A 24,848-nucleotide genomic window follows, 5' to 3' on the forward strand; every position below is an offset into this window, starting at 1 on the left:
TTCGTCATGCTCAACCGTTGACAACATCTGCCTCGGGATCCTGACATTCTGGTCGGCATGATCCTGGAAAGAGACGCTGAAATCGGGCGTCTGCAAGCGCTGTTGAAGGCCGCCAACGCCCAGCCGTACAGGCAGAAGTCCGAGACGTCATTGGCCGTTCTCGACGGCCAGGCCCGTCTTGATCTGGGAGACGAAGAGCTGATAGGCGAGGCCAGCTTATGCGACGGCGGCCCAGAGCCTGTCAGGTCCCAACGCAAGGCTAGCGCCTCGTCAAAGCCGCGCCGCAACATCGGCGCTCTACCTGATCATCTCGAGCGTGTCGTTGAGGTCATCGAGCCTCCATCCCTGGACTGCGCCTGCTGCCATAGGCGGCTGCATCGGATTGGCGAAGACGAAAGCGAGGCGCTCGCGTCTCGCCCGGCCACGCTTTATGTACTGCGCACGGTGCGGCCAAAATATGCTTGTCGCGCCTGTGAAGCCGGGGTCGTTCAGGCCAAAGCCAAGCCGCGTCTGTTTGACGGCGGACTGGCAACGACCGCCATGATCAGCAATGTCGTGGTTTGGCGCTATGCCTGGTATCTGCCGCTTCACCGCCAGGTCCAGATGCTCAAAGGACAGGGTGTTCGTTTGGACACATCGACCCTTTGCGGGTGGGTGAAGCGCTCGGCCTGGTGGCTAAAATCGCTCTATGACAAATTGCTGGCCTATATTCATAGCCATTGCCGGGTGTTTGTGGACGAAACCCGAATGCCTGTTCTGAGCGGGACAGAAAGCGCACCAAGGTTTGTCAGTTCTGGGCCCATGCGGTGGATGATCGCCCATGGAACGGCCGGCATATCCGGCGGTTGCCTATGTCTTTGCGCAGGGTCGCGGAAAGGGCGAGATCCAGTCGCAACTGGCGAACTACCATGGGCTTTTGCAGGTCGATGCCTACAAGGCTTACAAGAGCCTGACCCGACCTGGTCGCAAGGCGGGTTCGATTACGCTTGCCTATTGCCTGGCCCATGCGCGTCGCAAGTTCGTCGATGTCTACAAGAAGTACAAGTCTGATGTGGCCAGGACGGTGATCGAGCGGCTTGCGGAGATCTATGCGATCGAGGCCAGGATCCGCGGCACCAGCGCCGAGCATCGGCAAGCTGTTCGCCAGGCGACCACCAAAAGCCTGATGGCGGGTCTCAAGACGCTGCTGATGGATACGCTGAACGACATATCCGCCAAGGATCCTGTGGCATCTGCCATCAAGTACACGCTTGGGCTCTGGTCCGGGCTGACGCTCTTTCTCGACGATGGTCGGCTGGAGGTGGATTCCAATACCGTCGAGCGCACCATGCGTGGGATTGCACTTGGGCGCGTCAACAGTCTATTTGCCGGCAGTGATGGTGGGGCTGAGACCTGGTCCATTCTCGGATCCTTGCTGACCACAGCCAAATTGAATGATGTCGATCCCTACACGTGGCTCAATGACGTGCTTGAGCGCCTGGTATCCGGCGAGATAAAGTCGACGTCGCTTGAGCGCTGCCTACCTTGGAATTGGAAACGGGAACATGCCGATATGAACAGGGCGATCGCAGCGTGAAGCGGCCCAAGCGTGCAAAACCGATGTCGCTTGAGCAGTTGGAAGTCTGGTTCGACAAGGCTGAACCAGAGCCACCTTGCGGCGGGGTGTCCATGCTGAACGGTTTCCTGACCGGCCTGGCTGTCGGCCCCGTCTTCCTGTTGCCGAACGACTGGATGTTCCATGTCATCGGCGGGCACGAGAAAAGAGCCTTCATCGGAACCAGGACCCAGGCGGTGATCGATACGATCGTCGATCATTACAATCTGGTCGCCCATCAACTGACGACACCGGGTCGCTATGCGCCGGTCCTGATGCGCACCGACGAAGATGACGTGCTTGCCGGCCATTGGGCTGATGGCTTCCTTGGTGCCATCACCCTGAACCCGCAGGAATGGGAACCTCTGTTTGCTGAGAAGCAGACAGGCGAGCCCCTCATGAGCCTTCTCATTCAGTCCACGAGACCCGAATTGGCCGAAATGATCTCGATGGCATTCCCAAAGCCTTCGCCGGACCTGCTCAAGGATGCATGGCGCGCAATCCCGTTTGCGGTCGAGCAGATTTATGCTCATTGCAAGCCGATGCGCTACAATCCCGCGGCCCCGGCAAACGATCCATAGGCAACAAAAAGGCTTCTGCCTCACAATAATGCCACCGGCAGCATCAATCCGACACCGTCAACACAGATTGGCAGTGGGGCCCTCGAAACGGTTACGCATGTCTTCGCCGATGGTGGTTACGCGGGCGACAAGCTGAAGCGGCGGCTCAAGAAGATCGGGCGCTGGACAGTTGAAATCATCAAGCGGTCAGACAAAACGAAAGGCTTCGAAGTGCTGCCACGCCGATGGGTGGTCGAACGGACCTTCGCCTGGCTCGGCAGATGCCGAAGATTGGCCAAGGACGTCGAAAAGTCCATCGCCTCATCAGAGGCATGGATCATGATCGCCCACATACGCCTGATCACACGACGGCTGGCAAGGTACGGATATTGCTGAAGGCTTTTCGAGTCCGACTCTAATCAATTCTGGAGGAAATTCGCAGTGGCAGGTCAACTATAATAAAACAATTCAACATGAATATTGATAATCAGGATGATTGTAAATATCGATAAATAATATAATTATTGTATTCTGATGAATTTCTCCTCCACAAGGAGTTAATGCATTATGAGTGACGATACAACTGAGGATGAAATAGCGCTGGCGGATCGACACATCGAGCCGTTGTTGCCGGACAGTGTCGCCCAAGCGCGCCTTCTTACGCTACAGGATCTGTGGCAGGAGTGTCCAATCGATGCGGCTCTGATCGATATGCGATTGCCGCCTGCGATGAAGCGAGACAGTGTCCGACTTGCCCGGCAAAGCGTTGCCGATTGGCGCGACGGCGCAGGTGAGATGCGGAGCGTTGAACCCGCCGTGGTACTTTGGGCATTACTTGCACAGGATGCTGGTGGGAATTGGTACACCGGCAACCTGATCGGGGTTGAGGGTGGCGCACAGATCGACGCTGTTATCGAGCGTGAGCCTGTGCTCGAGTTGGTCAACCACGCGGCGGGCGGCGGGGGTATCGCCGCCGACGAAGCCGGGTTCACGCTTTGGCGGAGGGCTGAAGCCCCGCTTGCAGATAGCGTCCATCTTCTTCGAGAATTCACTCGTTCGGACCCGGAGGTTCCGCAAGAGATCGCCGCTTGGGTCGATGGGCGTCTTGCCGAAGACCCGCAGTTCGACATGGCCAAGCTTTTCCTTGGCCGCAGGTCGCTGCCACATGTCGCATCGGTCAGCCTTTATCGCATTCACGCACGGGCGGGTACGTTCAAAATGGAACGAATTGGCCCAGTTCTGCGTGAGGTGAATGATGGCGACGCCACCTCGCATCTTGGCAGCATGGCACACCCCTGGCGTGGCCAGCATGGCGAGGGGACAGGGGTGACGCTTACCGGTGCCCGTTGGCTCCGCCTGCAAAGCGCGCTCGAGAACCCGCTTGCTGCACCGACCTTCAAACTGCCCGGCCTTGCGGGCGATGCGGAGGCAGTCATTGCCGATGCGCAGGCAGATTATGAACAACGGCATCGCTCCGATAGCTGGCGGGATTTCCTACCGCCACCGAACAGCGCAGCCGCCGTCGCCGACGCACAGGCCTTTGTCACATACGTGAATGCCAACTTGCTTGATATGAACATCCGCATGGACTGCGCCGAACCTGGGCCGACAGCCGACATACGACGCGATCTGCCTTATACCGCTAGGATCCGGGACCTGCCATTTTGGGACTGCTACCAACTTGTCGAGATCACCGAACGCCTTGGCCCACGCAGCCGCCGGACCACCCTTTTGTGGGAGAAGGATCCGAACCGCCTCCCCGTATCCGATCAGTCCCAGCGTAAGCATCCCGATGTCGCAAGCCAACTGCAAGAAAATGCCCGCTATATAACACAAATCATCGGCCTTGACGGAACGTCTGACTACATACATCGGGTGAATTGGGCTCATCGTCTGGTTGGCCGCCTGAACATCAACGCCGGTACCGCACGTGCCTATGTCGAGTTCTTTTGTGCTTACACCCATGGCGAAGCGGGCAGCTTTTATATCCTTGAGAAGCCTGTTGATGTCGACTGGACCGGCTTTCACCATGAATACAAAAAAGGCCTGGGGGCCTGTCTGTTTCCGATGCGGCTTTGGCCCAGATATGAGCCACCAGGCGAAGGCCACGAAAAGTTTGAAAAAGGCGATTTCCTAATTGAAGCCACGCTAACCTATGGGGGCGGTCTGTTCCGGTCGATCTTTTCGGCAAAACCCAACGGAATAATGGAAATGTTGTCCGACAATCTGATCATCAAAGAGCTTCCCGTTCGCGCCTACAGCTTTACCCAAAAGAACAACTGGCTTCTGTCGACTTTCAGGGAGTTCAATTGATCGACGAAACAATCTCGGCAGATACCTTTCTCGAACGCCTGCTGGACGGCGGCAAAGGGGCGTTGATCGGTCGCAAAGTGCTGGGCAATGTCTCGCTTCGCGGGCAGAAGATCGACGTCTCGCTGCGGGCGATGGACGTTACCTTTTGGGGCGAGGTCGATTTTTCCGACTGTCGCTTCGAACGGTCGCTTGACCTGTCAGGTTGCAGTTTTGCTAAGACCCTCACGCTGCGCAACAGCCATGTCGGCGGCACGCTGGACCTTGCGGGTATCCGGGTTCGGACCGAAGGCTCGGCAACGGGCAGGGCGCTGGCGCAAACGGTTTCACTGGACCTGAGTGGCATACGGATCGGTGGCGATCTCGATCTGTCGCGGGCGACAGTCGAATATGGCACTATTCCAGAAGAAAGCGGAAAACGCGGCGGGGTCTTGGCGACCGGAATACGTGTGGGCGGTCGAACCAGCCTGCTGGGCATCAAGACCGACAACTTCGTCAGGTTTTCGGGATCGCATTTCGTTGGTCAGTTCGCCTTTGGCGGTTACAGGGAGCCGGGCATGCGCGACGGCTCCGCCTCCATCGGACGGGAACTTGCGCTCGAAAACTGCAATTTCGGTGGAGACCTGACTTTCGAGGGGGGAGACATTGGCACCGATTTGGCACTTTGGGCCAGCAAGTGCGATGGTGTATTTTTCATCCGCCCGTTCCAAATATCCGAAGAGTCGCCAGTATTCGTGCCTCTTACGATTCATGGCGGGGCAAACTTTGGCAACATTCAATTTGATTACATTGACATCGAGGGACTGAGCGTCAAGAAGTCTCTCCAGATTTTTGCTGCCGAGATCGGGCAATTGATTATCCATCATGGAAAAAGCATGGTGAATACTACAATTGGTCGCCTTGATCTGGACATGACGCGTGTGGCTGGACACTTGGCACTTATGGCCATTCAGATCACCGGCAGCTTTTCTGGCCGCAGGGCGAAAGGAGCGCGCCTGAACGGGCTTGATGTTTCTGGCAATGTTTCCTTCTGGTCCTCCCTCGCGCCCTTTGACGGCGAGAACGGCCTCAAACGGCCCCATGCGCCCCAGGCCGACAAGCTACGCGCTGTTGTCAATGGCGATCTGGAAGTGACCGGCTGCAAAATCGGCGGCGAACTGGACCTGACCAATGTGCTGTGTTCTGGTCGCATCCATCTGGACGATACCAAAGTCACGCGCGATGTGAGGATGCGGTCAACCTTGACCGGCAAGGATGCTCTTGAACGCGTCGGACTGCATGTGTCCAAAGCGACCCGAACTAATCAAGCGGACCGTACGGTTGCAGCCCGCCCTGAACTTCGCACGGCGGCTGTCGCGCTGTCGATGAACAATCTGTCTTGCGACAACGATGTGGATCTGACGGGACTGACCCTTGCCGAAACAGAACCAAACTGGAATGGCGCACGCGTGACACTGCGCATCCCGGCACCGGGGCATGTCGATGCCGAAAATATCACTGTTGGCAGGACACTGCATCTGTTTGAGGAATGTGATGATCGACAACTGTTGCAAGACGGAAAAAATTGCCGAGGCGAAGGTATCATCGCTCCCGGTGCTATCAATCTTTCAGGTGCAAAAATCGGCGAACTGGTGATGTCGCGTCATTCGTTTGAATCAACCGACGTGACGAAGGGAGCAGATGAAATTGGCGTTGTTCTGGCTGGCGCAACCGTTGACGAAATCACGATTGCTGACCTTGCCCTTGCATCACGAAAAAGCCTGAACCTGCCGCGTCCGATTGATATGCGCGACATTTCTGTAGGCCAGTGGAACATCTATAACCAGAAGAGCCCGTTGCTTGCGCGCCGGTTTACCTATCTTAGCCTGGCCGCAACCGACGATCGCTTCAGAAGAAGCTCCTGGCTTTCGCTGGAACGGTCGCTTCGGAATCAGGGCCACTCGGCCGATGCCGATTTCATCTATCGCAAGATGGAGATGCGCGACGAAGCGGAAGGTTGGCGAGATGCCAAAGGTCGGCGCTGGTGGATGATAACAGCGTCACTATTCGGGTTGAAATGGCTACTTCTGCGTCTGCCATTTCGGTATCTCCTTGGATATGGAACCCAGCCTCTCAACCTGCTTGTAATTATCCTGGTCTACTGGGCGCTGTCCCTGCCATTTTACCTGGAACGTGCAAATTACGAACCATCACTCCAATTGCTGGGTGCCGACATGGACAGCTTAGTCCCCCCCATGACGCGTCCCCGTGTTGGCATGCCACCGGAGCAATGGCCGGCAATAGCGGGTGCGATGACTTCGATCAGCCACCATGTACCCGTCATCGCCATCGCGCCTCGCGAAAAATGGACGCTTCGCGACTCTGGCAACAGCTGCTATCCGGATATCGGGCCGATGTTCGGAAAGTTGGACAGGACCGAGATGAACACCGGTTTGGAAGATGCCATGCAAGCGAATCCGGAGGGACTTGTTGCTCGCGTGTTTGTCCCACAGGAGGCCGTCCTAAGCGCGACCAAACCTGCTGCGATCTGTGTGGGATATTCGATGTCAATTTCCCCAAAAGACTTCGGGCTGCTGGCAATTATTCTGAATTTCGTCGCGTGGCCCTTTGTTTTCGCCTTTGCAATTAACCGTTTCTTGCGGATCAGGCGTGACTGATAGCGAGGTTGCCGAGCTGTTCGAAGACACGTGCTGCACTATCACGATCCTGAATACCTGCCGAATGAAGCTCCGCTTTGAGAAGCATACCCAAGGAATTGACCAGGCACTCGACCTCCGCTATGCTGAGCAGTGGTAGCGCGGTGAACCTTCGGGGAAAGGTGCCTCGAGCCTTTCCTACGACCTCCTTGATCAATGATTACCCCAATCTCCCCGTCGTTTCCTATACTCCTGCGCTCCATTCCCCCCATCACCGCCCCGAATTCCCCACGCTCGCATACATCCCCGTCGTGCGAAAATCGCTCGGGTTGGTGCCATAAAGGCGCCTGAAGACCTTGGAGAAGTAGTTGGGGTCTTCGAAGCCGCAGAGCGCCGAGACTTCCTTGATCGGCATGTCAGCAGCGGTGGTGAGCAGTTTGGCGGCGCGGCGCAGGCGTTTTTGCAGTACGAATTCAGCCGGTGGCAGGCCTTCGCTGGCGGTGAAGATGCGGGAGAAATGGGCGCGGCTGAGGCCGGCGACGGCGGCAAGATCGCTCACCGTTAACCGGTCGCCCAGATGGCTTTCGATGTGGCCGAGCACATGCTGCAGCGTGCGGTATTCCTGCGCGAATGTCGGGTGGGAGCCGAAGACGTCGTCGTAAAGTGCCATCGCCGCCTCGTAGGCGATGGCGGATGCGGCCCCCGGCGTCTCGCCGCCGGTCACCAGGCGGTGGCAGCAATCGGCGAGTTGATCGATGGTTTCAGGTTTCAGGCGCAGGATCGGGCCGGTAATGGCAAGGATCGACCGATGGATGCGCAGCGCCTCCTCGCCATTCATCGAGATCCAGAAGAATTGCCAGCTTTCGTCCCGTTCCAGCCAGTAGCGGTGATTGTGCGGGATGAGCAGAAGCAGGGTTTCGCCAGGCTTCACCTGCGTCAGGCGGTTCTCGTAACGCAAGTTTCCTCGCCCGCGGATACAATGCTGCAGCACGGTAAATGGTGCCTGGCCACGCTTGCGCCCGTCCCAGTCATAACCGCCGCCCTTGCGGATTTCATAGCCGCTGCTTGTGGGCATCGTGTGTAGCGTATGGCGCCCGCGGGGCAGGGAAACCGTTCGGACCGCAGGCCCTTTGTCGACGAGATCCTGCAGCACAAAATTACCCATGATAGCATAATCCTTCTCTGGCCCGGGGGCGGAATATGCGCATAATCCAGCCCCGAGGAGACATTAATGGGAAGCCTTTGGGAGGCACGCAAGTGGCTTGTCCCTGTATTTCAGGGTTTTCCATGGGTGAGGAGTATTTCTGACATCCTGTCCCCTATCCCGGCGGCTTTCCGCGCTCGGTTCGCAATGAGGATGTGAAAATGGGTTTCAAAATCGCTATCATCGGGGCCGGCAGTGTCGGCTTCACCAAAAAGCTGTTCACCGACATCCTGTGCGTGCCGGAGTTTCAGGATGTGGAATTCGCGCTGACCGACCTCAGCGAGCACAATCTGTCGATGATCCGCGAGATCCTCGAAACGGTCGTCAAGGTCAATAATCTGCCGGCAAAGGTGACGGCGACGACCGATCGGCGCAAGGCCATCGAAGGTGCGCGTTATATCATCAGCTGCGTGCGGGTCGGCGGTCTGGAAGCCTATGCGGATGATATCCGCATTCCCCTAAAATACGGCATCGACCAGTGCGTTGGCGACACGATCTGCGCCGGCGGCATTCTCTATGGCCAGCGCAACATTCCCGTCATCCTCGATTTCTGCAAGGATATCCGCGAGGTGGCAGCCCCCGGCGCCAAGTTCCTGAATTATGCAAACCCGATGGCGATGAACACCTGGGCTGCCATCGAATATGGCAAGGTGGATACCGTCGGCCTTTGCCACGGCGTGCAGCACGGCGCAGAACAGATTGCCGAAGTGCTCGGCGCAAAATCCTTGAGCGATCTCGATTACATCTGCTCCGGTATCAACCACCAGACCTGGTTCGTCGATCTGAAGCTGAATGGCCGGCCGATCGGCAAGGATGAACTGGTGGCAGCCTTTGAGGCGCATCCGGTGTTTTCCCAGCAGGAAAAGCTGCGCATCGATGTCTTGAAGCGGTTTGGCGTCTATTCGACGGAGAGTAACGGTCACCTGTCAGAATACCTGCCGTGGTATCGCAAGCGCCCGGAGGAAATCACCCGCTGGATCGACATGTCGGACTGGATCCACGGCGAAACCGGCGGTTATCTGCGTCACTCCACAGAAACCCGCAACTGGTTCGAGACGGAGTTCCCGCAGTTTCTTAGCTCCGCGGCAAAGCCGTTCGACAAGTCCAAGCGCTCCAACGAACATGCCAGCCACATTCTGGAGGCGCTGGAGACGGGCAGGGTCTATCGCGGTCATTTCAACGTCAAGAACAATGGCATCATCACCAACCTGCCGGCCGATGCCATTATTGAATCGCCCGGTTTTGTCGATCGCTTCGGCATCAACATGGTCTCGGCCATCACCCTGCCGGAAGCTTGTGCGGCCACCTGCATGGCCTCGATCAACGTCCAGCGCATGTCGGTCCATGCCGCCATCACCGGCGATATCGACCTCCTGAAGCTTGCGGTGCTGCATGATCCGCTGGTGGGCGCGGTCGCCACGCCGGAGGAGGTCTGGCAGATGGTGGATGAGATGGTCGTCGCACAGGCTGAGTGGCTGCCGCAATACGCCCATGCCGTTCCAGCCGCACGCGCGCGGCTTGCCGAAGGCAAGGTGAAGACGCGCGATTGGGCGGGCGCTGCCCGGCGCACCGTGCGCTCCATCGATGAATTGCGGGTGGAAAAGGCGGCGCAGAAAGAGGCCGTCTGACCCGAAAAAAACAAGGCGGATGCGGCGAAGGACGGGAGACCCTTTGCCGCATCCGTGACGATGAGGAGAGGCAGGCGCGGGGCGTGCTGCCATTTGGGAGGAATGATGATGAGACAACAATATCGGATCGGCACAGTTGCCGCCTTGAGCATCGGCGTCTCGCTGATTGCACTCAGTGCCAACGCCTTTGAAACGTCCACACCACCCGTACCGCCGCAGTTTCCGGCGGAAGGCAAGATCACTTATGTGGCGCGCGATACCATTTTGGAATTCAAGGCGCTGCCGAGCTACAGCCAGCCGCAATGGGTGGTCGACAAGTTCGAAAAGACCGGCAAGCTGCCGCCGCTGAAGGACCGGCTGCCGGAAGAGCCGCTGGTGGAAAAAACTGCCAACATGCCGGATGGCCCCGGCGTCTACGGCGATACCATGCGCCATGTCATCGGCGGGCGCCCGGAAGGGTGGAACTACACCGCGGGCCAGAGCCAGGGCTGGGGCGGCATCGATATCGCGCTGTCGGAATGCCTCACACGCACCGCACCGCTCTTCCAGGTGGATGCCAAGGATACCGAACCGCTGCCGAACCTTGCCAAGAGCTGGGAATGGTCGGCCGATGGCCACAAGCTTACCATGCATCTGGTGAAGGGCGCCAAGTGGTCGGATGGCGTGCCGTTCACGGCAGATGACGTGATGTTCTACTGGGAAGACGCGGTGCTCGATCCCAATGTCTCGCCGCTTGGCGGCGGTGCCTCGCCGGAAGCCTTTGGCGAGGGCACGACGCTTGCAAAGGTTGACGACTACACCGTCGAGTGGACCTTCAAGAGCGCCTTCCCCAAGCAGTATCTCTACACCATGTCCTATCCGAGCTTCTGCCCGGGGCCGGCGCACATCCTGAAGCCGCAGCATCCGAAATATTCAAGCAATACCTACAACCAGTTCAAGAACGCCTTTCCGCCGGAATATATGAATATTCCGGTCATGGGCGGCTGGGTGCCGGTGGAATATCGCGCCGATGATATCGTCGTTCTCCGGCGCAATCCCTATTACTGGAAGGTGGACGAGAAGGGCCAGCAGCTGCCTTATCTCAACGAGCTTCACTACAAGCTTTCCACCTGGGCAGACCGCGACGTGCAGGCTGTGGCCGGCTCCGGCGATATTTCCAACCTGGAGCAGCCGGAAAACTTCGTCGCCTCGCTGCGGCGGGCAGCCGATGCCAATGCGCCGGCACGCCTTGCTTTTGGTCCGCGCCTCATCGGTTACAGCCTGCAGATGAACTTTTCCGGCAATGGCTGGGGCAATCCGGACGAGCGGGAACAGGCGGTGCGTGAACTGAACCGCAACGCCGATTTCCGCAAGGCGGTCACCTCGGCGCTCGATCGCAAGGCGATCGGGGATTCGCTGGTGAAGGGGCCGTTCACGGCGATCTATCCGGGCGGGCTGTCCTCCGGCACCAGTTTTTATGACCGCGCCTCCACCGTCTATTATCCGTTTGATCTGAAGGCGGCAAAAGATGGGCTTGCGAAGGCTGGCCTCAAGGACACCGATGGCGATGGCATCGTCAACTTCCCGGTAGGCACGGCCGGCGGCAAGAATGTCGAAGTCGTCATGCTGGTCAACAACAGCTACACGACCGACAAGAGCCTTGCCGAAGGCGTGGTCGGGCAGATGGCAAAGCTTGGTATCCGCGTGGTGATCAATGCGCTGGATTCCAACCAGCGGGATGCCGCCCATTATGCCGGCCGTTTCGACTGGATGGTGCGCCGCAACAGCACGGAACTTTCCTCCGTGGTGCAAAACACCGACCAGCTTGCCCCGGTCGGCCCGCGCACCAGCTGGAACCACCGCGCGCCAGAGGGAAAGCCGATCGATCTGATGCCGTTTGAAAAGGAGATGGTCGATCTCGTCAACCGCTTCATCGGCACGCAGGATAATGCCGAACGCGCCGACCTGATGAAGCAGTACCAGAAGATCTACACGGAAAACCTCTACACGATTGGTCTCACCGAATATCCGGGTGCGCTGATCATCAACAAGCGCTTCTCCAACGTCCCCCCGGGCACGCCCATCTTCATGTTCAACTGGGCTGAAGATGCCATCATGCGCGAACGCCTGTGGGTTTCTGCCGACAAACAGGGAAAATACGAGCTTTATCCCGAGCAGCTTCCGGGCAAGCCCGGCGATAAAGGCACGGTCAAGTAGTCCTCCTCCCACAAGACGACCGGCCGCGCGTGAGGCGCGGCCGGAAGGGGACGGCACCCGCATAGAAGGAGGAAGAATACCATGCTGAGATTTCTGCTGATGCGCCTCGGCGCTGCCATCCCGGTGCTGCTGATCCTCAGCATCGTGACCTTCGCCATCATCCAGGCGCCGCCCGGCGATTATGCCGATTATATCCGCTCGCAGCTGATGAACCAGGGCGGGGCAAGTTATGCGCAGGCGCAGGCGCAGGCAGAGGCCTACCGCATCGAACACGGTCTCGATCAGCCGATGATCGTGCAGTATTTCGACTGGATTACGGGCATCGTGACCCGCGGCGATTTCGGTTACAGCTTCTATTATAACAAGCCGGTGGCCGAAGTTGTGGGTGAACGGCTGCCGCGCACGCTGGCGCTGGCACTTGTCTGCCACATCCTGGCGTCCATTCTCGGCATTACCTTCGGCATCTGGGCAGCGACCCGCCAGTATTCCTGGGTCGATAACCTGCTGTCGGCCATCTCTTTCCTCGGCATGACCATTCCGCGCTTCCTGATGGCGCTGGTCATGGTCTACCTGATGGTTTTCCATTTCAACGTGTCGGAAATCGGCAGTTTCTTTTCACCGCAATATGGCGGTGCGCCCTTGTCCTTTGCCAAGTTTGCCGATCTCGTCAGCCATGTCTGGCCGGTGGTGGCAATCGCCGTGTTCGGCGGGCTTGCCTACAATATGCGGGTGATGCGCGGAAACCTGCTCGACACGCTGAACGCCCAGTATATCGAAACCGCCCGCGCCAAGGGGCTGTCGGAAAGCGCCGTCATCCTGCGCCATGCGGTGCCCAATGCCGTCCATCCGCTCATCATGTATCAGGGTGTCGTGCTGCCCTACATGCTGAGCGGCGAGATCGAGACGGCGATCATCTTTTCGCTGCCAACGGTCGGGCCGGCTATCGTCGGGTCGATGGCGGTCGGCGACGTTTATGTCACCGCAACCTTCATGATGGTGCTCGCGGCAACGCTGATCATCGGCAATATCATCGCCGACATGCTGCTTGCCCTTCTTGACCCGCGCGTGCGCGAATTCGGGGGAGCATGAGATGATGGCGCTCGACAACAATCCAAACCAGATGGCCGCGGAAGAAACCTTGACCAACCCACGCCATGTCGCCAACGAAACCTATGTCGCGCTGGTCTGGCGCCGCTTCCGGCGCTCGTTCACCGGCATGGTCGGCCTGGTGTTGGTGGTTCTTCTTATCGTCACGGCGATCTTTGCCGATTTCTTCGCGCCGATGGACCCGCTGGAGACGAACGCCAGCTTCACGCCGCCACAGGCGATCAGCTTTACCGAGAAGGACGGCAGTTTCAGTTTTCGCCCGCGCGTTTATGTGCTTGCGGAAACCGAAGAACTCGACCCCGTCACCTTCCAGCCCATCGTCGGGCCTGACTATGACAACCCGCGTTACCTCGGCTTTTTCGTCAAAGGCGCCGAATACCGTCTCTTCGGTCTGGTGCCGGCCAGCCGCCACTTCTTCGGCGCAACGGATGGCCAGCCGGTCAATTTCCTGGGCACCGACAAGTTCGGCCGTGATGTGCTGTCACGCGCCATTCACGGTTCGCGCATCTCGCTTGCCATTGCGCTGAGCGTCGTTTTCATCGTCACCGTGATCGGCACGAGTGTGGGCCTGATGTCGGGTTATTTCGGCGGCGCTGTCGATGCCTGGGTGCAACGCTTCGTCGATGTCGTCCTCGCCTTTCCGCAATTGCCGCTGTATCTGGCGCTCACTTCGCTGATCCCGGTTACGGCCCCGACAAATGTGTTTCTCGCCTTCGTGGTGGCGGTCATGTCGGCGCTCGGCTGGGCACAGATGTCACGCGAGGTGCGCGGAAAAACCATGGCCCTGTCGCGCATCGAATATGTGCGCGCCGCCATGGCGATTGGCGCCACCGACTGGCGCATCATCTTCCAGCACATCCTGCCGAACGTGATGAGCCATGTCATCGTGGCCGTGACGCTCAATATCCCCACGGTCGTGTTGCTCGAATCCTTCCTCGGCTTTTTGGGCTTTGCCGTAAAGCCGCCGCTCATCTCCTGGGGGCTGATGCTGCAGGATACCGCGACCTATTCGGTCATCGGCTCCTATCCGTGGATCCTTGCGCCTGTTGGCTTCGTGCTGATCACCGTTTTCGCCTTCAACGCGCTGGGTGACGGGCTGCGCGATGCTGTCGATCCCTATTGAGGAAGGTTTTGACCATGGCTCTTTCAGCACAAAACGCCTTTGCACCACCAGTGCGCTTCGATCACGCTGGCCGCGACACTGCACCCGTTATCGATGCCCGCAATATCGGCGTTACCTTCAAGGTGGAACACGGCACGGTGGATGCGGTGAAGGACATTTCCTTCCAGCTCTATCGCGGCGAAACCATCGCCATCGTCGGCGAATCCGGGTCGGGAAAATCGGTGACGGCCCGCACCATCATGGGGCTGTTGTCAAAACGGGCAAAGGTCTCGCCGGCCGCCTCCGTTGCCTTCGACGGCAAGAACATCCTGAAGTTTTCAAAGGATGCCCGGCGGGCGCTGCGCGGCAACCGCATTTCCATGATCTTTCAGGAGCCGATGAGTTCGCTCAATCCGCTTTATACGGTCGGCAGCCAGATCGTCGAGGCGATCCGCATTCATTCCCGCATGAGCCGAAACCAAGCGGAGGCAAGAGCGCTCGACCTGTTGCGCCAGGTGCATATTCCGCAAGCCGAAGCACGGCTGAAACAATATCCGCATCAGCTGTCCGGCGGCCAGCGCCAGCGCGTGATGATTGCGATGGCGCTCGCCAACGACCCGGACGTGCTGATTGCCGATGAGCCGACGACCGCACTCGATGTGACCGTGCAGGCGCAGATCCTCAACCTCATCCGCGATCTGCAGAAAGAACGCGGCATGGCGGTGGTGCTGATCACCCATGATCTCACCATCGTGCGCAAGTTCGCCGATTACGTCTATGTGATGCAACACGGCGCCATGTGCGAGCACAATGCGACGGAAGAAATTTTTGCACGCCCGCGCCACCCCTATACCAAGAAGCTCCTGTCGTCGGAGCCGCACGGGGTGGCACCACCGCTGCCTGATGGTTCCGACATTCTCCTGTCGGCCACGGGTGTGCGCGTCTCATTCATGATGCGCCATGGCGGTTTCTTCAAGCCGGACCTTCGCGAACTGGTGGCGGTCGACAGCTTGGGGCTGACGCTTCGCCGCCACGAAACGCTGGGGCTGGTCGGCGAATCCGGCTCGGGTAAGACGACGTTCGGCCAGTCGCTGCTGCGGCTCAACGAACCGACATCAGCTGAAATCCGCTTCGACGGCGAGCGCATCGACGGGCGCACGCGCGCTGAGATGCGGCCGCTGCGCGCCCGCATGCAGATCGTGTTCCAGGACCCGTTTTCCTCGCTCAATCCGCGCATGACCATCGGCCAGATCATCGAGGAGGGGCTGATCGTCAACGGCATCGGGCACAACAAGGCCGAGCGGCTGGAGCGGGTGCGCGATGCGCTGGAGGCGGCGGGTATGCCGGGCAATATCCTGTCGCGTTTCCCGCACGAGTTTTCCGGCGGCCAGCGCCAGCGCATTGCAATTGCGCGTGCCGTGGCGCTGGAGCCGGAGTTCATTCTGCTCGATGAGCCGACCTCGGCGCTCGATCTCTCCGTGCAGGCGCAGATCATCGAGCTTTTGCGCAAGCTGCAGGCGGAGAGGGGCCTCAGTTACCTCTTCATCTCGCATGATCTGAAAGTGGTGCGCGCCCTCTGCCACCGCGTCATCGTCATGCAGCACGGACAGATCGTCGAACAGGGGTCTGTGGAAGACGTGCTGTCAAACCCGAAAACCGAATACACGCAGCGGCTCGTCAAGGCCGCTTTTGAAATCGCCTGAGTGCGGACATGCCGGAGGTAAACATGGCAAGACAACCGAAAATCACCTTCATTGGCGCGGGATCGACCGTGTTCATGAAAAACATCGTTGGCGACGTGCTGCAGCGCCCCGCGCTGTCTGAGGCGCGCATCGCCCTGATGGACATCAACCCGCAGCGGCTGGAAGAAAGCGCCATCGTCGTCAACAAGCTGATTGCGACGCTCGGCGTGAAGGCAACGGCGGAAACGTTTTCCAATCAGCGTAAAGCGCTGGAAGGGGCGGATTTCGTGGTCGTCGCCTTCCAGATCGGCGGTTTCGAGCCCTGCACGGTCACCGATTTCGAGGTGCCGAAGAAATACGGCTTGCGCCAGACGATTGCCGACACGCTCGGCGTCGGCGGCATCATGCGTGGCCTTCGCACCGTGCCGCATCTGTGGAAGATCTGCGAGGACATGATGGCGGTCTGCCCGAACGCCATCATGCTGCAATATGTAAACCCGATGGCGATCAACACCTGGGCGATTGCGGAAAAATACCCCTCGATCCGTCAGGTCGGCCTTTGCCATTCGGTGCAGGGCACGGCGATGGAGCTCGCCCATGACCTCGATATTCCCTACGAGGAAATCCGCTACCGCTCCGCCGGCATCAACCACATGGCGTTTTTCCTTGAATTCGAGCATCGCCAGAAGGACGGCAGCTATCGCAACCTTTATCCGGATCTCGTGCGCGGCTACCGCGAGGGAAGGGCGCCAAAGCCCGGCTGGAACCCGCGCTGCCCCAACAAGGTGCGCTACGAGATGCTGACGCGGCTCGGTTATTTCGTCACCGAAAGCTCGGAGCATTTTGCCGAATACACGCCCTATTTCATCAAGGAGGGCCGCGAGGACCTGATCGAGAAATTCGGCATTCCGCTCGATGAATATCCAAAACGCTGCATCGAGCAGATCGAGCGCTGGAAGGGGCAGGCGGAAACCTATCGGTCGGCAGACAAGATCGAGGTCAGCCAGTCGAAGGAATATGCCTCCTCCATCATCAATTCGGTGTGGACGGGTGAACCCTCGGTCATCTACGGCAACCTGCGCAACAATGGCTGCATCACCTCGCTGCCGGCCGATTGCGCCGCCGAAGTGCCGTGCCTCGTTGATCACAACGGCATCCAGCCCACCTATATCGGCGAGTTGCCGCCACAGCTGACGGCGCTGATGCGCACCAATATCAATGTGCAGGAACTGACGGTACGGGCGCTCACCACCGAAAACCGCGAGCATATCTACCATGCCGCGATGATGGACCCGCACACGGCCGCCGAACTCGATCTCGACCAGATCTGGTCGCTGGTGGATGATCTCCTCATCGCCCACCGCGAATGGCTGCCCGAGTGGACGCAAGTGCCGCAGACACGTGCGATCGCGGTTTAAGTCGTAAGCGGAACGGCGGGCAGGGCGCCCGCCGTTCCGCCCCTGAAGCGCGAGCCACGCAGGCGATTGCCTCATCGAGTTCGCGGACTGGATTGAGGCTGATGCAGAGATGCGATGGGGACGCCACACAGAAGACCAATATCTGGGCTGATCCTGATTAAATAGTATGCATGGGCGAACTCTGTCTTTTAAACAAGCAAAAATGACAAGAAATCGTGCGGCCAGAGACAACCGGATCTGGCCTTAAACTTCCTAAGCTCCGTTGCGTCGGGTGCGGCTATTGCATCGACCAACCAACGGAGCGGGAAATGAAAAAGCTGAATATCGGGGGCAGCCGCGCGTTGCTCGGATCCTGGATGGGCCTTTGCATGATGGCGCAAGCGGTTGCGGCCACCGTGACCGGGGCGACGCTACTCTCGGCCGGCCCTGCTGCTGCGGCCGCGCCTGCGGCTTGCGCCGGCCTGCAGACGAAATATCCGGCCCTCAAGGGCAAGACGCTGGTCAACGCCATCAACCCGCATACGCCGGGCTACGAGGCGCTCGATCCCAAGGATCCCAGCAAATATATCGGTTTCGACATTGATCTGGGCGAAGCGATCGGCGACTGCCTCGGGTTCAAGCTCACCTATAAATCCGTGACCTTTGCTGCGCTTCTCACCACGCTTCAGGCCGGTCAGGCCGATATCGTGATTTCCGATATCTACGCCACCAAGGACCGCGCCAAGGCCGCCGACTTCATCACCTATCTCAAGGTGTTCGACGGGGTTCTTGTCGCCAAGGGCAATCCGAAGAAGATCACCGGCATCGATACCTCGCTCTGCGGTGCCGTGGCTGCGGAAAACACCGGTTATGTCGAAGTGCCGCTGATCCAGGCGCTGGAAGCCGAGTGCAAGGCGGCCGGCAAGCCGGCGCCGGAGATCCAGCTCTATGACAACAACGCCAACTGCATCCAGGCCATCCTGTCCGGTCGCGCCGACACCTACATCAACGACGTCAATACCGTCGATGGCGCGGTCAAGGCCTATCCCGACAAGCTCGCCAAGGCCACCGCAGTCATGCTGCCCTATTCGGTCGGCATCGCCGTTCCGCGCGGCAAGGTGGAGTTCCGCGATGCCGTCATGGCCGCATTGACCGAAATCCAGAAATCCGGCTTGCAGGGCGAACTCATGAAGAAGTGGAACCTGCCCGACAACCAGATCGAAGCGCCTTCGCTCGTGCTGGCGGACTGACCGTGTCTCAGGCCGGATTTCAGACGCCTCTGATCTCCGGCCGAATTTTCCTTGAGAGGAATATACGCCACGATGGATCTTTTTCTCCAGTATCTTAGCCAGCCGTATCTCGTGACGGGCATCGTCTATACGCTTCTGATCACGGTCCTCGGTCTTGGCGGCGGTCTCGTCATGGGGGTTGTCCTCGCCGGCATGCAGCTCAGCAGGTTTGGCGCTCTGGCGCTTCTCTCGCGAACCTATGCCATCATCTTCCGGGGCACGCCGCTCATCCTGCAGATGATCTTCTGTTACAACGCGCTGCCGCTGATCGGCATCAAGCTTTCGGCCATCGAAGCGGCCAGCCTGGCGCTTGCGCTGAACGAGGCGCCGTTTATCGCCGAAATCATCCGTGCCAATGTGATCGGCGTCGATCGCGGGCAGGTGAGTGCGGCGCAGGCGCTGGGCATGACGCCGAGTGTCATCATGGGACGTGTCGTGGCGCCGCAGGCCATCCGCTCCATGGTGCCGGCGCTGGGCAATGAAGCGGTGAGTGCGCTGAAGAACTCCTCGCTCGCCTCGGTCGTGTCCGTCCAGGAACTGACCTTGCGCAGCACGCAACTTGCCTCGGCCACCTTTGACTTTTTCTCCATCTTTTTTGCCTCGGGCCTGATGTACCTCCTGTTGACCGGCGTCGTGGCGCTGATCCAGATCGTCGTCGAGATGCTGCTTGATCTCGATCGTCCGAAGCCTGCAGAACAGATCGCGCGGTTTTTTCGCGCACTCTCTCCATTCCGCACGCGCAGTGTGGCGGCGCTTGCGCTGCCAACCACTGCGCCGGATGATCCAGCGACCGGGCGCGATCCCCTGCCGCCAGCCTCGCCCAAGGTGACGATGGCGGCCGCCGGTGTCGATCGTGCCGCCCGCGCCAGCCGGCTGTCTGGCAATACGGATGCGGTCGAGGTCCGCGGCCTTCACAAGGCCTATGGTCCGAATGTCGTCCTCAACGGCATAGACCTGACGATCAAGGCTGGCGAGGTCGTCGTCCTGCTCGGCCCAAGCGGCTCTGGCAAGAGCACTTTGCTCCGCTGCATCAACCGGCTGGAAGGCTGGGAAGAGGGCAGCATCCGGGTCGGTGGACGCTCCCTTGGCGTCAACGAAGAGGGAAAGCCCCTGTCACCGCGCGCAATCGCGCAGATGCGGGCAAGCGTCGGCGTCGGCATGGTGTTTCAGCAGTTCAACCTCTTCGGCCACCTGACGGCGCGCGAAAACGTCGCCGATCCGCTGCGCTGGGTGCAGGGTCTCTCCCGCTTCGATGCGGATCGGCGCGCCGATGCCCTGCTGGAGCGGGTCGGTCTGGCCCACCGGGCAAACGCCCTGCCGCGCCATCTCTCCGGCGGCCAGCAGCAACGTGTCGCCATTGCCCGCGCCGTGGCACAGAACCCCAGCGTTCTGCTGCTCGACGAGCCCACTTCGGCGCTCGACCCGGAACTGGTGAACGAAGTGCTCGAGGTCATTCGTCGGCTCGCCGTCGAAGACGGTCTGGCGATGATCATCTCCACCCACCAGCTGCGGTTTGCAGCAGACGTCGCAGATCGGATCATCTTTCTCTCCGGCGGATCGATCGTCGAGGAAGGACCGGCAGACGAGATCCTGAACCGGCCCCGCCACCCGCTGACCGCCCGGTTTCTCAGCAAGATGGAAGGCGAGTGACCTCGCCTGCCTCCCGCATCCCCAATCCTTCTTTCGTGAGGTTTTCCATGACAAGACATCATCTGCCAGCCACGCCCTTAACCGTGCACTGGGGTTATTTCAGCAAGACGCTGGCACCCGTTCTGACCGTCGCCTCGCAGGATCGCGTCGTGATCGAGACGATTACCCACCATGCCAATGACGATGCCGAGCGAATGATCATGGGCGATCCCGCAGCCGAAGAGATCTTTCGCTGGACGCCAGAGGAAAAGACCATGCAGCGTCGTGGGGCCGGTGCTGACGAAGGCCCGTTCACGCGCGGTTCCGGCGAAGGCGTCGGCGTCCATCTTCTCACGGGTCCGATTGCGATCGAAGGTGCGGAACCGGGCGACGTCATCGAGGTGCGCATCGTTGATGCGCATCCGCGACCCAGCGCAAATCCGGCCTATGCCGGGCGCTTCTTTGGCTCCAACCCCTCCGCCAACTGGGGTTTTCAGTACAATGATCTCATCGAGGAGCCCAAGCGCCGCGAGGTGGTGACGATCTACGAGCTGGACATGACGGAACCGGCGACGGTCTCTGCGCTCTATTCCTATCTCTGGACGCCGCAAACGGATCCGGACGGGATCGTCCATCCGATGATCGATTATCCCGGCGTGCCGGTCGACCATACAACCGTGACCAGGAAGGAGGGCATTCTCTCCGGCATCAAGGTTCCGGCGCGCCTGCACTTCGGCACGATGGGGCTGGCGCCGGCGGAAGCGGATTTTGTCAGCACCATTCCGCCGAACTATACCGGGGGCAACATGGACGACTGGCGCATCACCAAGGGCGCCCGCATGTATTATCCGGTGGCCGTTGCGGGCGGGCTTTTTTCCGTCGGTGACGCCCATGCGTCGCAAGGCGATAGCGAGTTGAGCGGCACGGCGATCGAAATCTCGCTGACCGGCGAATTCGAGTTCATCCTGCACAAAAAAGCCGATCTGCCCGGAACCGCGCTGGAAGGTCTCAACCACCCACTGCTTGAAAACGATCAGGTCTGGTCGGTCTATGGTTTCAGCTATGCCAATTACCTGTCCGAACTCGGTCCCGACCATCAGACCGAGATCCTGAAGCGCTCCAGCCTCGACCTTGCCATGCGCGATGCGTTCCGCAAGCTGCGGCGCTTTCTGATGACCGTTCATGCGCTCTCGGAGGACGAGGCGATCTCGCTGATGTCGGTGGCGGCTGATTTCTCGATCACCCAGGTTGTCGATGCCAACTGGGGGGTCACCGGCTCGATCCGAAAATGCGTGTTTGATCGATGACGACAGGCAGGCTGGCATTCTCTTCTTCGCAAGTGCAATATGATCCTGAAGGGGATCGGACCACGGCGGTTGAACGCCCGTCCGGCACAGCGGATGAAGGGATGCAGATCAGGCAGTTCGTCAGCGAAGCGCATTCCAGGGGCACGCGGGGGCAGGCTTGGCAAGATAGTCTTGCCAGCATCGGTATTCGCTCCGATGTGCAGCCCGCGGGCCACCAGAACTTTGCCGCAGCGTCCATGCGCGGCGAGGCAGACGGACTGGTGCTGGCGCGCCTGACGGTCGGCGCGCAGACGCTCTCTCCTCTTGCTGGCCGACCCCGGCTGCCCATCGTGCTCCTTTCGCTCGATGAGGCGATCAACGTCACGCTGCCCTTAGATGTCCTGACTGTCGAGCCGGGCAGCCTGGTGATCCTGCCGGTGGCCAGCCAGTGGCAGATCGCCCTCCAGAAAAACGTGCGGCTCATCGCGCTGTCGGTTGCCGATACGCTGTTTCATGGTCCAAAGACCGGGCTGCAGGCACTGACCATGCCGCAGCATCATCCGCCCGAAGGATTTGCCGGCATCTTCATCAAAGCCGTCGAGGCAGCCGCCCTTGAAATGGAGCGCCTGTCGGCTGTCGAATGGAGTTGCTTGGAAGACGCCGTGGCCGATTTGTTTTTTGCCCTTCTTCTGCAGGGGGAGAGAAACGAGGTTTTGGCACGGCCGAGCCTTGCGGCCCTGTTTCATCGGGTAACGCTTCGCCTTGAGCGGCATCTGCACGAAACGGAGCTGACCGCCGGCCGCATCGCCCGGCTGGAAGGGATTTCCGAACGTTATCTTCAGAAGCTGTTCGAACAGAATGGCGAGAGTTTTAGCCATTATGTCCGCGAGCGCCGTTTGCAGCGGGCGCGGGCCGCTCTTGTGGCGCCGGGAGACATTCGCCTTCCCGTGGCGGATGTCGCGTTTACCTGCGGTTTTGGCGATGCGGCCAATTTCAGCCGCCTCTTCAAGGAACGGTTCGGCATGCCGCCCGGTGCCTTCCGCACCCATTACACCGAAAAGGCAAGCGGCGGTGCCGCAAGCACCGACCAGCGCGGCTGGCCGGTGAAGGCGCTTGCCAGCAAGCAACCTCAGCTCCGCCTGCCTGCGGGCGACGTGTCCGGTGAGGCGGCGTCGGACGGCACGCCGTCTCGCCCGCCGACCCACCATCGGCTGTCCGTCAATGCCAGCACCATTCATTGGGGCTATTTCAGCCGCGCGCTCGAGCCGGTTCTCGAAATACGCTCGGGAGACACGGTCGAGATTGAAACGCTGACGCAGCATGCCTCGGATGCGCCGGATCTGATGATCCGCGGGGATGCCGCGGCAGAAGACGTGTTTGCCTGGACGCCCACGCACAAGGCGGTGGATCGCCGCGGGGCAGGGCCACTCGATGCCTCCATCTATGGCAGGGGCGCGGGCGAGGGGTTCGGCGTGCATATCTGTACCGGCCCCATCTTCATCAAGGATGCGGAACCGGGCGATGTCGTGGAGGTGCGCATCGACAGCATGACGCCGCGCCCGAGCCGAAGCCCCGGTTACGAAGGCCGCGCCTTCGGCTCCAGCGTCGCGGCCTGGTGGGGTTATCACTACAATGAGCTTCTTCAGGCGCCCCGGCCGCGGGAAAATATTACCATCTACGAGATCTTCGCCGATGACGAGGACGCGCATGCGCAGGCGCTCTTTTCGTACCGGTGGCAGCCGCAGACCGACCCGTTCGGCGTGGTCCACAACACCTACGACTATCCCGGAGTGCCGGTCGACAGGAGCAGCGTCGAGGTGGTTTCGCCGGTTCTGAGCGGTGTCCGTATCCCGCTTCGCCCACATTTCGGCGTCATCGCGGTGGCGCCGCGCGAAGCCTATATGGTGGATTCCGTGCCTCCGGCCTATTTCGGCGGAAACCTGGACAACTGGCGTCTGGGCTCGGGCAGCGTCGTTTACCTTCCTGTGTCGGTGCCGGGTGGGCTCCTGTCGATCGGAGATCCCCATGCGACGCAAGGCGACGGAGAACTCGCAGGCACCGCGATCGAATGTTCGATGACCGGCTCGGTGACCGTCGTGCTGCACAAGAAGGGCGGTCGCTTTGACGACCTCACCTACCCGTTGATCGAGACGACGAGTGAATGGGTGCTGACCGGCTTCAGCCACCCGAATTACCTGGCGGAGTTCGGCGCCAAGAGTCAGGGCGAGGTCTATACGAAATCCTCGCTAGATCTTGCCATGAAGGACGCCTTTCGCAAGGCCCGCCGCTTTCTGATGGAGTTTCAGGGGCTGAGTGAAGACGAGGCGATCGCGCTGATGTCGGCCGCCGTCGATTTCGGCGTCACCCAGGTGGTCGATGGCAACTGGGGCGTCCATGCCATTATCCGAAAGGCGCTTTTCCATGGCTGATGCCGAACGAGAGACCGGCAGTAACCCTCACATGCAGTTTCACATGATTGCCGATGGCCCCAAGCCCGTGGCACCGTTCAGCCATGCCGTCGAAACCGATGGATTTGTGTTCGTCACGGGCCAGATGCCCGACACCCCGGCCAACCCCGGCGTTCTTCCGGAGAGGATCGAGGAGCAGACCCGTAATGTCATGGCAAACCTCACCACCGTCCTCACCGGATTGGGCCTCGGGCTGGCAGATGTCGTGATGGTGCGGATTTATCTGACCGCCTTCAAGGAGGATTATGGCCGGATGAACGAGGTCTATCGCAGCTATTTCCCACCGCACCGCCTGCCGGCGCGCACCTGTGTGGGTGTCACGGGACTTGCCTATGATGCCCGCATCGAGATCGACCTCGTGGCCAGACGGTAGTTCAGGGATAGGCCATGATCGGCCATGCCGGTTTATTGCGCTCTGCGGAGACAGGCGGTTTCCGCGCACCAGGCCGTGTTGACGGAGGTAGGGGAGGGCAATTGTCTTCCCCGTGAACCGATGGAGGAAGCGTTTTGCCTTTGGCGCCATTGCTCGCCGGCGGGGGAGGGGCATCCGAGGGTCGCTCGTTGAAGCCGATTGCATGTCATGTCATTGCCGTGACGAAATTTCCATCATAATTTCAATCACTTCCTCGATTTTCTGGATTTCGCGAAACTTGTCTGTTGACGGTTCCGGGTGTCGGATCTATAAGCCACATCACTGACGAGGGCGGCGGCGCTGCTAGCGACGAAGTCCTTCGTTCTTGGGTTTCCGAGGAAACCTTGT

Annotated in this window: 15 protein-coding genes and 2 pseudogenes; 16 read left to right on the plus strand and 1 reads right to left on the minus strand. The window is 59.8% G+C overall.

Going from position 1 to position 24,848, the window contains the following annotated elements; all coding sequences use genetic code 11:
- Nucleotides 1-57 precede the first annotated feature (57 nt).
- The 5 genes and pseudogenes from tnpC to AC4CWH_RS20865 all read left to right on the plus strand — a co-directional run bounded on the left by tnpC (nucleotide 58) and on the right by AC4CWH_RS20865 (nucleotide 7,121).
- A pseudogene (gene tnpC / locus AC4CWH_RS20845) lies at nucleotides 58-1,576 on the plus strand (IS66 family transposase).
- Nucleotides 1,573-2,175: a UPF0149 family protein gene (locus tag AC4CWH_RS20850; RefSeq protein ID WP_491322169.1), complete on the plus strand. Its 603-nt coding sequence runs from the start codon at nucleotides 1,573-1,575 to the stop codon at nucleotides 2,173-2,175. The pseudogene tnpC and the gene AC4CWH_RS20850 overlap by 4 nt, the downstream one beginning before the upstream one ends.
- A gap of 96 nt (nucleotides 2,176-2,271) precedes the next feature.
- A pseudogene (locus tag AC4CWH_RS20855) lies at nucleotides 2,272-2,550 on the plus strand (transposase); the annotation flags it as partial.
- Between the two features lie 171 nt (nucleotides 2,551-2,721).
- Entirely contained in the window at nucleotides 2,722-4,467 is a 1,746-nt protein-coding gene (locus tag AC4CWH_RS20860; protein ID WP_491322170.1) for a hypothetical protein, read from the plus strand.
- Nucleotides 4,464-7,121, plus strand: coding sequence for a hypothetical protein (locus AC4CWH_RS20865; RefSeq protein WP_491322171.1), 2,658 nt, complete (start codon nucleotides 4,464-4,466; stop codon nucleotides 7,119-7,121). The genes AC4CWH_RS20860 and AC4CWH_RS20865 overlap by 4 nt, the downstream gene beginning before the upstream one ends.
- 250 nt (nucleotides 7,122-7,371) lie before the next feature.
- Here AC4CWH_RS20865 and AC4CWH_RS20870 read toward each other — a convergent pair whose 3' ends face one another.
- Entirely contained in the window at nucleotides 7,372-8,265 is an 894-nt protein-coding gene (locus tag AC4CWH_RS20870) for an AraC family ligand binding domain-containing protein (RefSeq protein WP_491322172.1), read from the minus strand.
- Between the two features lie 200 nt (nucleotides 8,266-8,465).
- Between AC4CWH_RS20870 and AC4CWH_RS20875 the strand changes: the two genes are divergently transcribed.
- The 11 genes from AC4CWH_RS20875 to AC4CWH_RS20925 all read left to right on the plus strand — a co-directional run bounded on the left by AC4CWH_RS20875 (nucleotide 8,466) and on the right by AC4CWH_RS20925 (nucleotide 24,461).
- Nucleotides 8,466-9,932, plus strand: a complete 1,467-nt coding sequence (locus AC4CWH_RS20875; RefSeq protein ID WP_491322173.1) for an alpha-glucosidase/alpha-galactosidase — start codon at nucleotides 8,466-8,468, stop codon at nucleotides 9,930-9,932.
- A gap of 108 nt (nucleotides 9,933-10,040) precedes the next feature.
- The gene (locus AC4CWH_RS20880) at nucleotides 10,041-12,128 is read left to right on the plus strand and encodes an ABC transporter substrate-binding protein (RefSeq protein ID WP_491322174.1); all 2,088 of its coding nucleotides are present in this window, start codon (nucleotides 10,041-10,043) and stop codon (nucleotides 12,126-12,128) included.
- 81 nt (nucleotides 12,129-12,209) lie between these two features.
- Nucleotides 12,210-13,217, plus strand: coding sequence for an ABC transporter permease (locus AC4CWH_RS20885; protein WP_491322175.1), 1,008 nt, complete (start codon nucleotides 12,210-12,212; stop codon nucleotides 13,215-13,217).
- A gap of 31 nt (nucleotides 13,218-13,248) precedes the next feature.
- Nucleotides 13,249-14,358: an ABC transporter permease gene (locus AC4CWH_RS20890; protein WP_491322306.1), complete on the plus strand. Its 1,110-nt coding sequence runs from the start codon at nucleotides 13,249-13,251 to the stop codon at nucleotides 14,356-14,358.
- Nucleotides 14,359-14,372: 14 nt separating this feature from the next.
- The gene (locus AC4CWH_RS20895; protein ID WP_491322176.1) at nucleotides 14,373-16,040 is read left to right on the plus strand and encodes an ABC transporter ATP-binding protein; all 1,668 of its coding nucleotides are present in this window, start codon (nucleotides 14,373-14,375) and stop codon (nucleotides 16,038-16,040) included.
- A 23-nt stretch (nucleotides 16,041-16,063) separates the two neighbouring features.
- Nucleotides 16,064-17,437, plus strand: coding sequence for an alpha-glucosidase/alpha-galactosidase (locus tag AC4CWH_RS20900; RefSeq protein ID WP_491322177.1), 1,374 nt, complete (start codon nucleotides 16,064-16,066; stop codon nucleotides 17,435-17,437).
- 368 nt (nucleotides 17,438-17,805) lie between these two features.
- Complete coding sequence (locus AC4CWH_RS20905; RefSeq protein WP_491322307.1) at nucleotides 17,806-18,666, plus strand: ABC transporter substrate-binding protein; 861 nt, start codon at nucleotides 17,806-17,808, stop codon at nucleotides 18,664-18,666.
- Nucleotides 18,667-18,738: 72 nt separating this feature from the next.
- Nucleotides 18,739-20,355, plus strand: a complete 1,617-nt coding sequence (locus AC4CWH_RS20910) for an amino acid ABC transporter permease/ATP-binding protein (protein ID WP_491322178.1) — start codon at nucleotides 18,739-18,741, stop codon at nucleotides 20,353-20,355.
- Nucleotides 20,356-20,402: 47 nt separating this feature from the next.
- Complete coding sequence (locus AC4CWH_RS20915; protein ID WP_491322179.1) at nucleotides 20,403-21,641, plus strand: acetamidase/formamidase family protein; 1,239 nt, start codon at nucleotides 20,403-20,405, stop codon at nucleotides 21,639-21,641.
- Between the two features lie 101 nt (nucleotides 21,642-21,742).
- Nucleotides 21,743-24,049 (plus strand): acetamidase/formamidase family protein, encoded by a 2,307-nt coding sequence (locus AC4CWH_RS20920; protein ID WP_491322180.1) that lies wholly within the window; start codon nucleotides 21,743-21,745, stop codon nucleotides 24,047-24,049.
- Nucleotides 24,050-24,080: 31 nt separating this feature from the next.
- Nucleotides 24,081-24,461, plus strand: coding sequence for a RidA family protein (locus tag AC4CWH_RS20925; protein WP_491322308.1), 381 nt, complete (start codon nucleotides 24,081-24,083; stop codon nucleotides 24,459-24,461).
- Nucleotides 24,462-24,848 lie beyond the last annotated feature (387 nt).

The organism is Neorhizobium sp. PAMB6716 (assembly GCF_058242805.1).

Coding starts and splice junctions, on each gene's coding strand:
- AC4CWH_RS20860 (WP_491322170.1), top strand. CDS start 2,722: ATGAGTGACGATACAACTGAGGATGAAATAGCGCTGGCGGATCGACAC.
- AC4CWH_RS20870 (WP_491322172.1), bottom strand. CDS start 8,265: ATGGGTAATTTTGTGCTGCAGGATCTCGTCGACAAAGGGCCTGCGGTC.
- AC4CWH_RS20875 (WP_491322173.1), top strand. CDS start 8,466: ATGGGTTTCAAAATCGCTATCATCGGGGCCGGCAGTGTCGGCTTCACC.
- AC4CWH_RS20880 (WP_491322174.1), top strand. CDS start 10,041: ATGAGACAACAATATCGGATCGGCACAGTTGCCGCCTTGAGCATCGGC.
- AC4CWH_RS20885 (WP_491322175.1), top strand. CDS start 12,210: ATGCTGAGATTTCTGCTGATGCGCCTCGGCGCTGCCATCCCGGTGCTG.
- AC4CWH_RS20890 (WP_491322306.1), top strand. CDS start 13,249: ATGGCCGCGGAAGAAACCTTGACCAACCCACGCCATGTCGCCAACGAA.
- AC4CWH_RS20895 (WP_491322176.1), top strand. CDS start 14,373: ATGGCTCTTTCAGCACAAAACGCCTTTGCACCACCAGTGCGCTTCGAT.
- AC4CWH_RS20900 (WP_491322177.1), top strand. CDS start 16,064: ATGGCAAGACAACCGAAAATCACCTTCATTGGCGCGGGATCGACCGTG.
- AC4CWH_RS20905 (WP_491322307.1), top strand. CDS start 17,806: ATGATGGCGCAAGCGGTTGCGGCCACCGTGACCGGGGCGACGCTACTC.
- AC4CWH_RS20910 (WP_491322178.1), top strand. CDS start 18,739: ATGGATCTTTTTCTCCAGTATCTTAGCCAGCCGTATCTCGTGACGGGC.
- AC4CWH_RS20915 (WP_491322179.1), top strand. CDS start 20,403: ATGACAAGACATCATCTGCCAGCCACGCCCTTAACCGTGCACTGGGGT.
- AC4CWH_RS20920 (WP_491322180.1), top strand. CDS start 21,743: ATGCAGATCAGGCAGTTCGTCAGCGAAGCGCATTCCAGGGGCACGCGG.
- AC4CWH_RS20925 (WP_491322308.1), top strand. CDS start 24,081: ATGCAGTTTCACATGATTGCCGATGGCCCCAAGCCCGTGGCACCGTTC.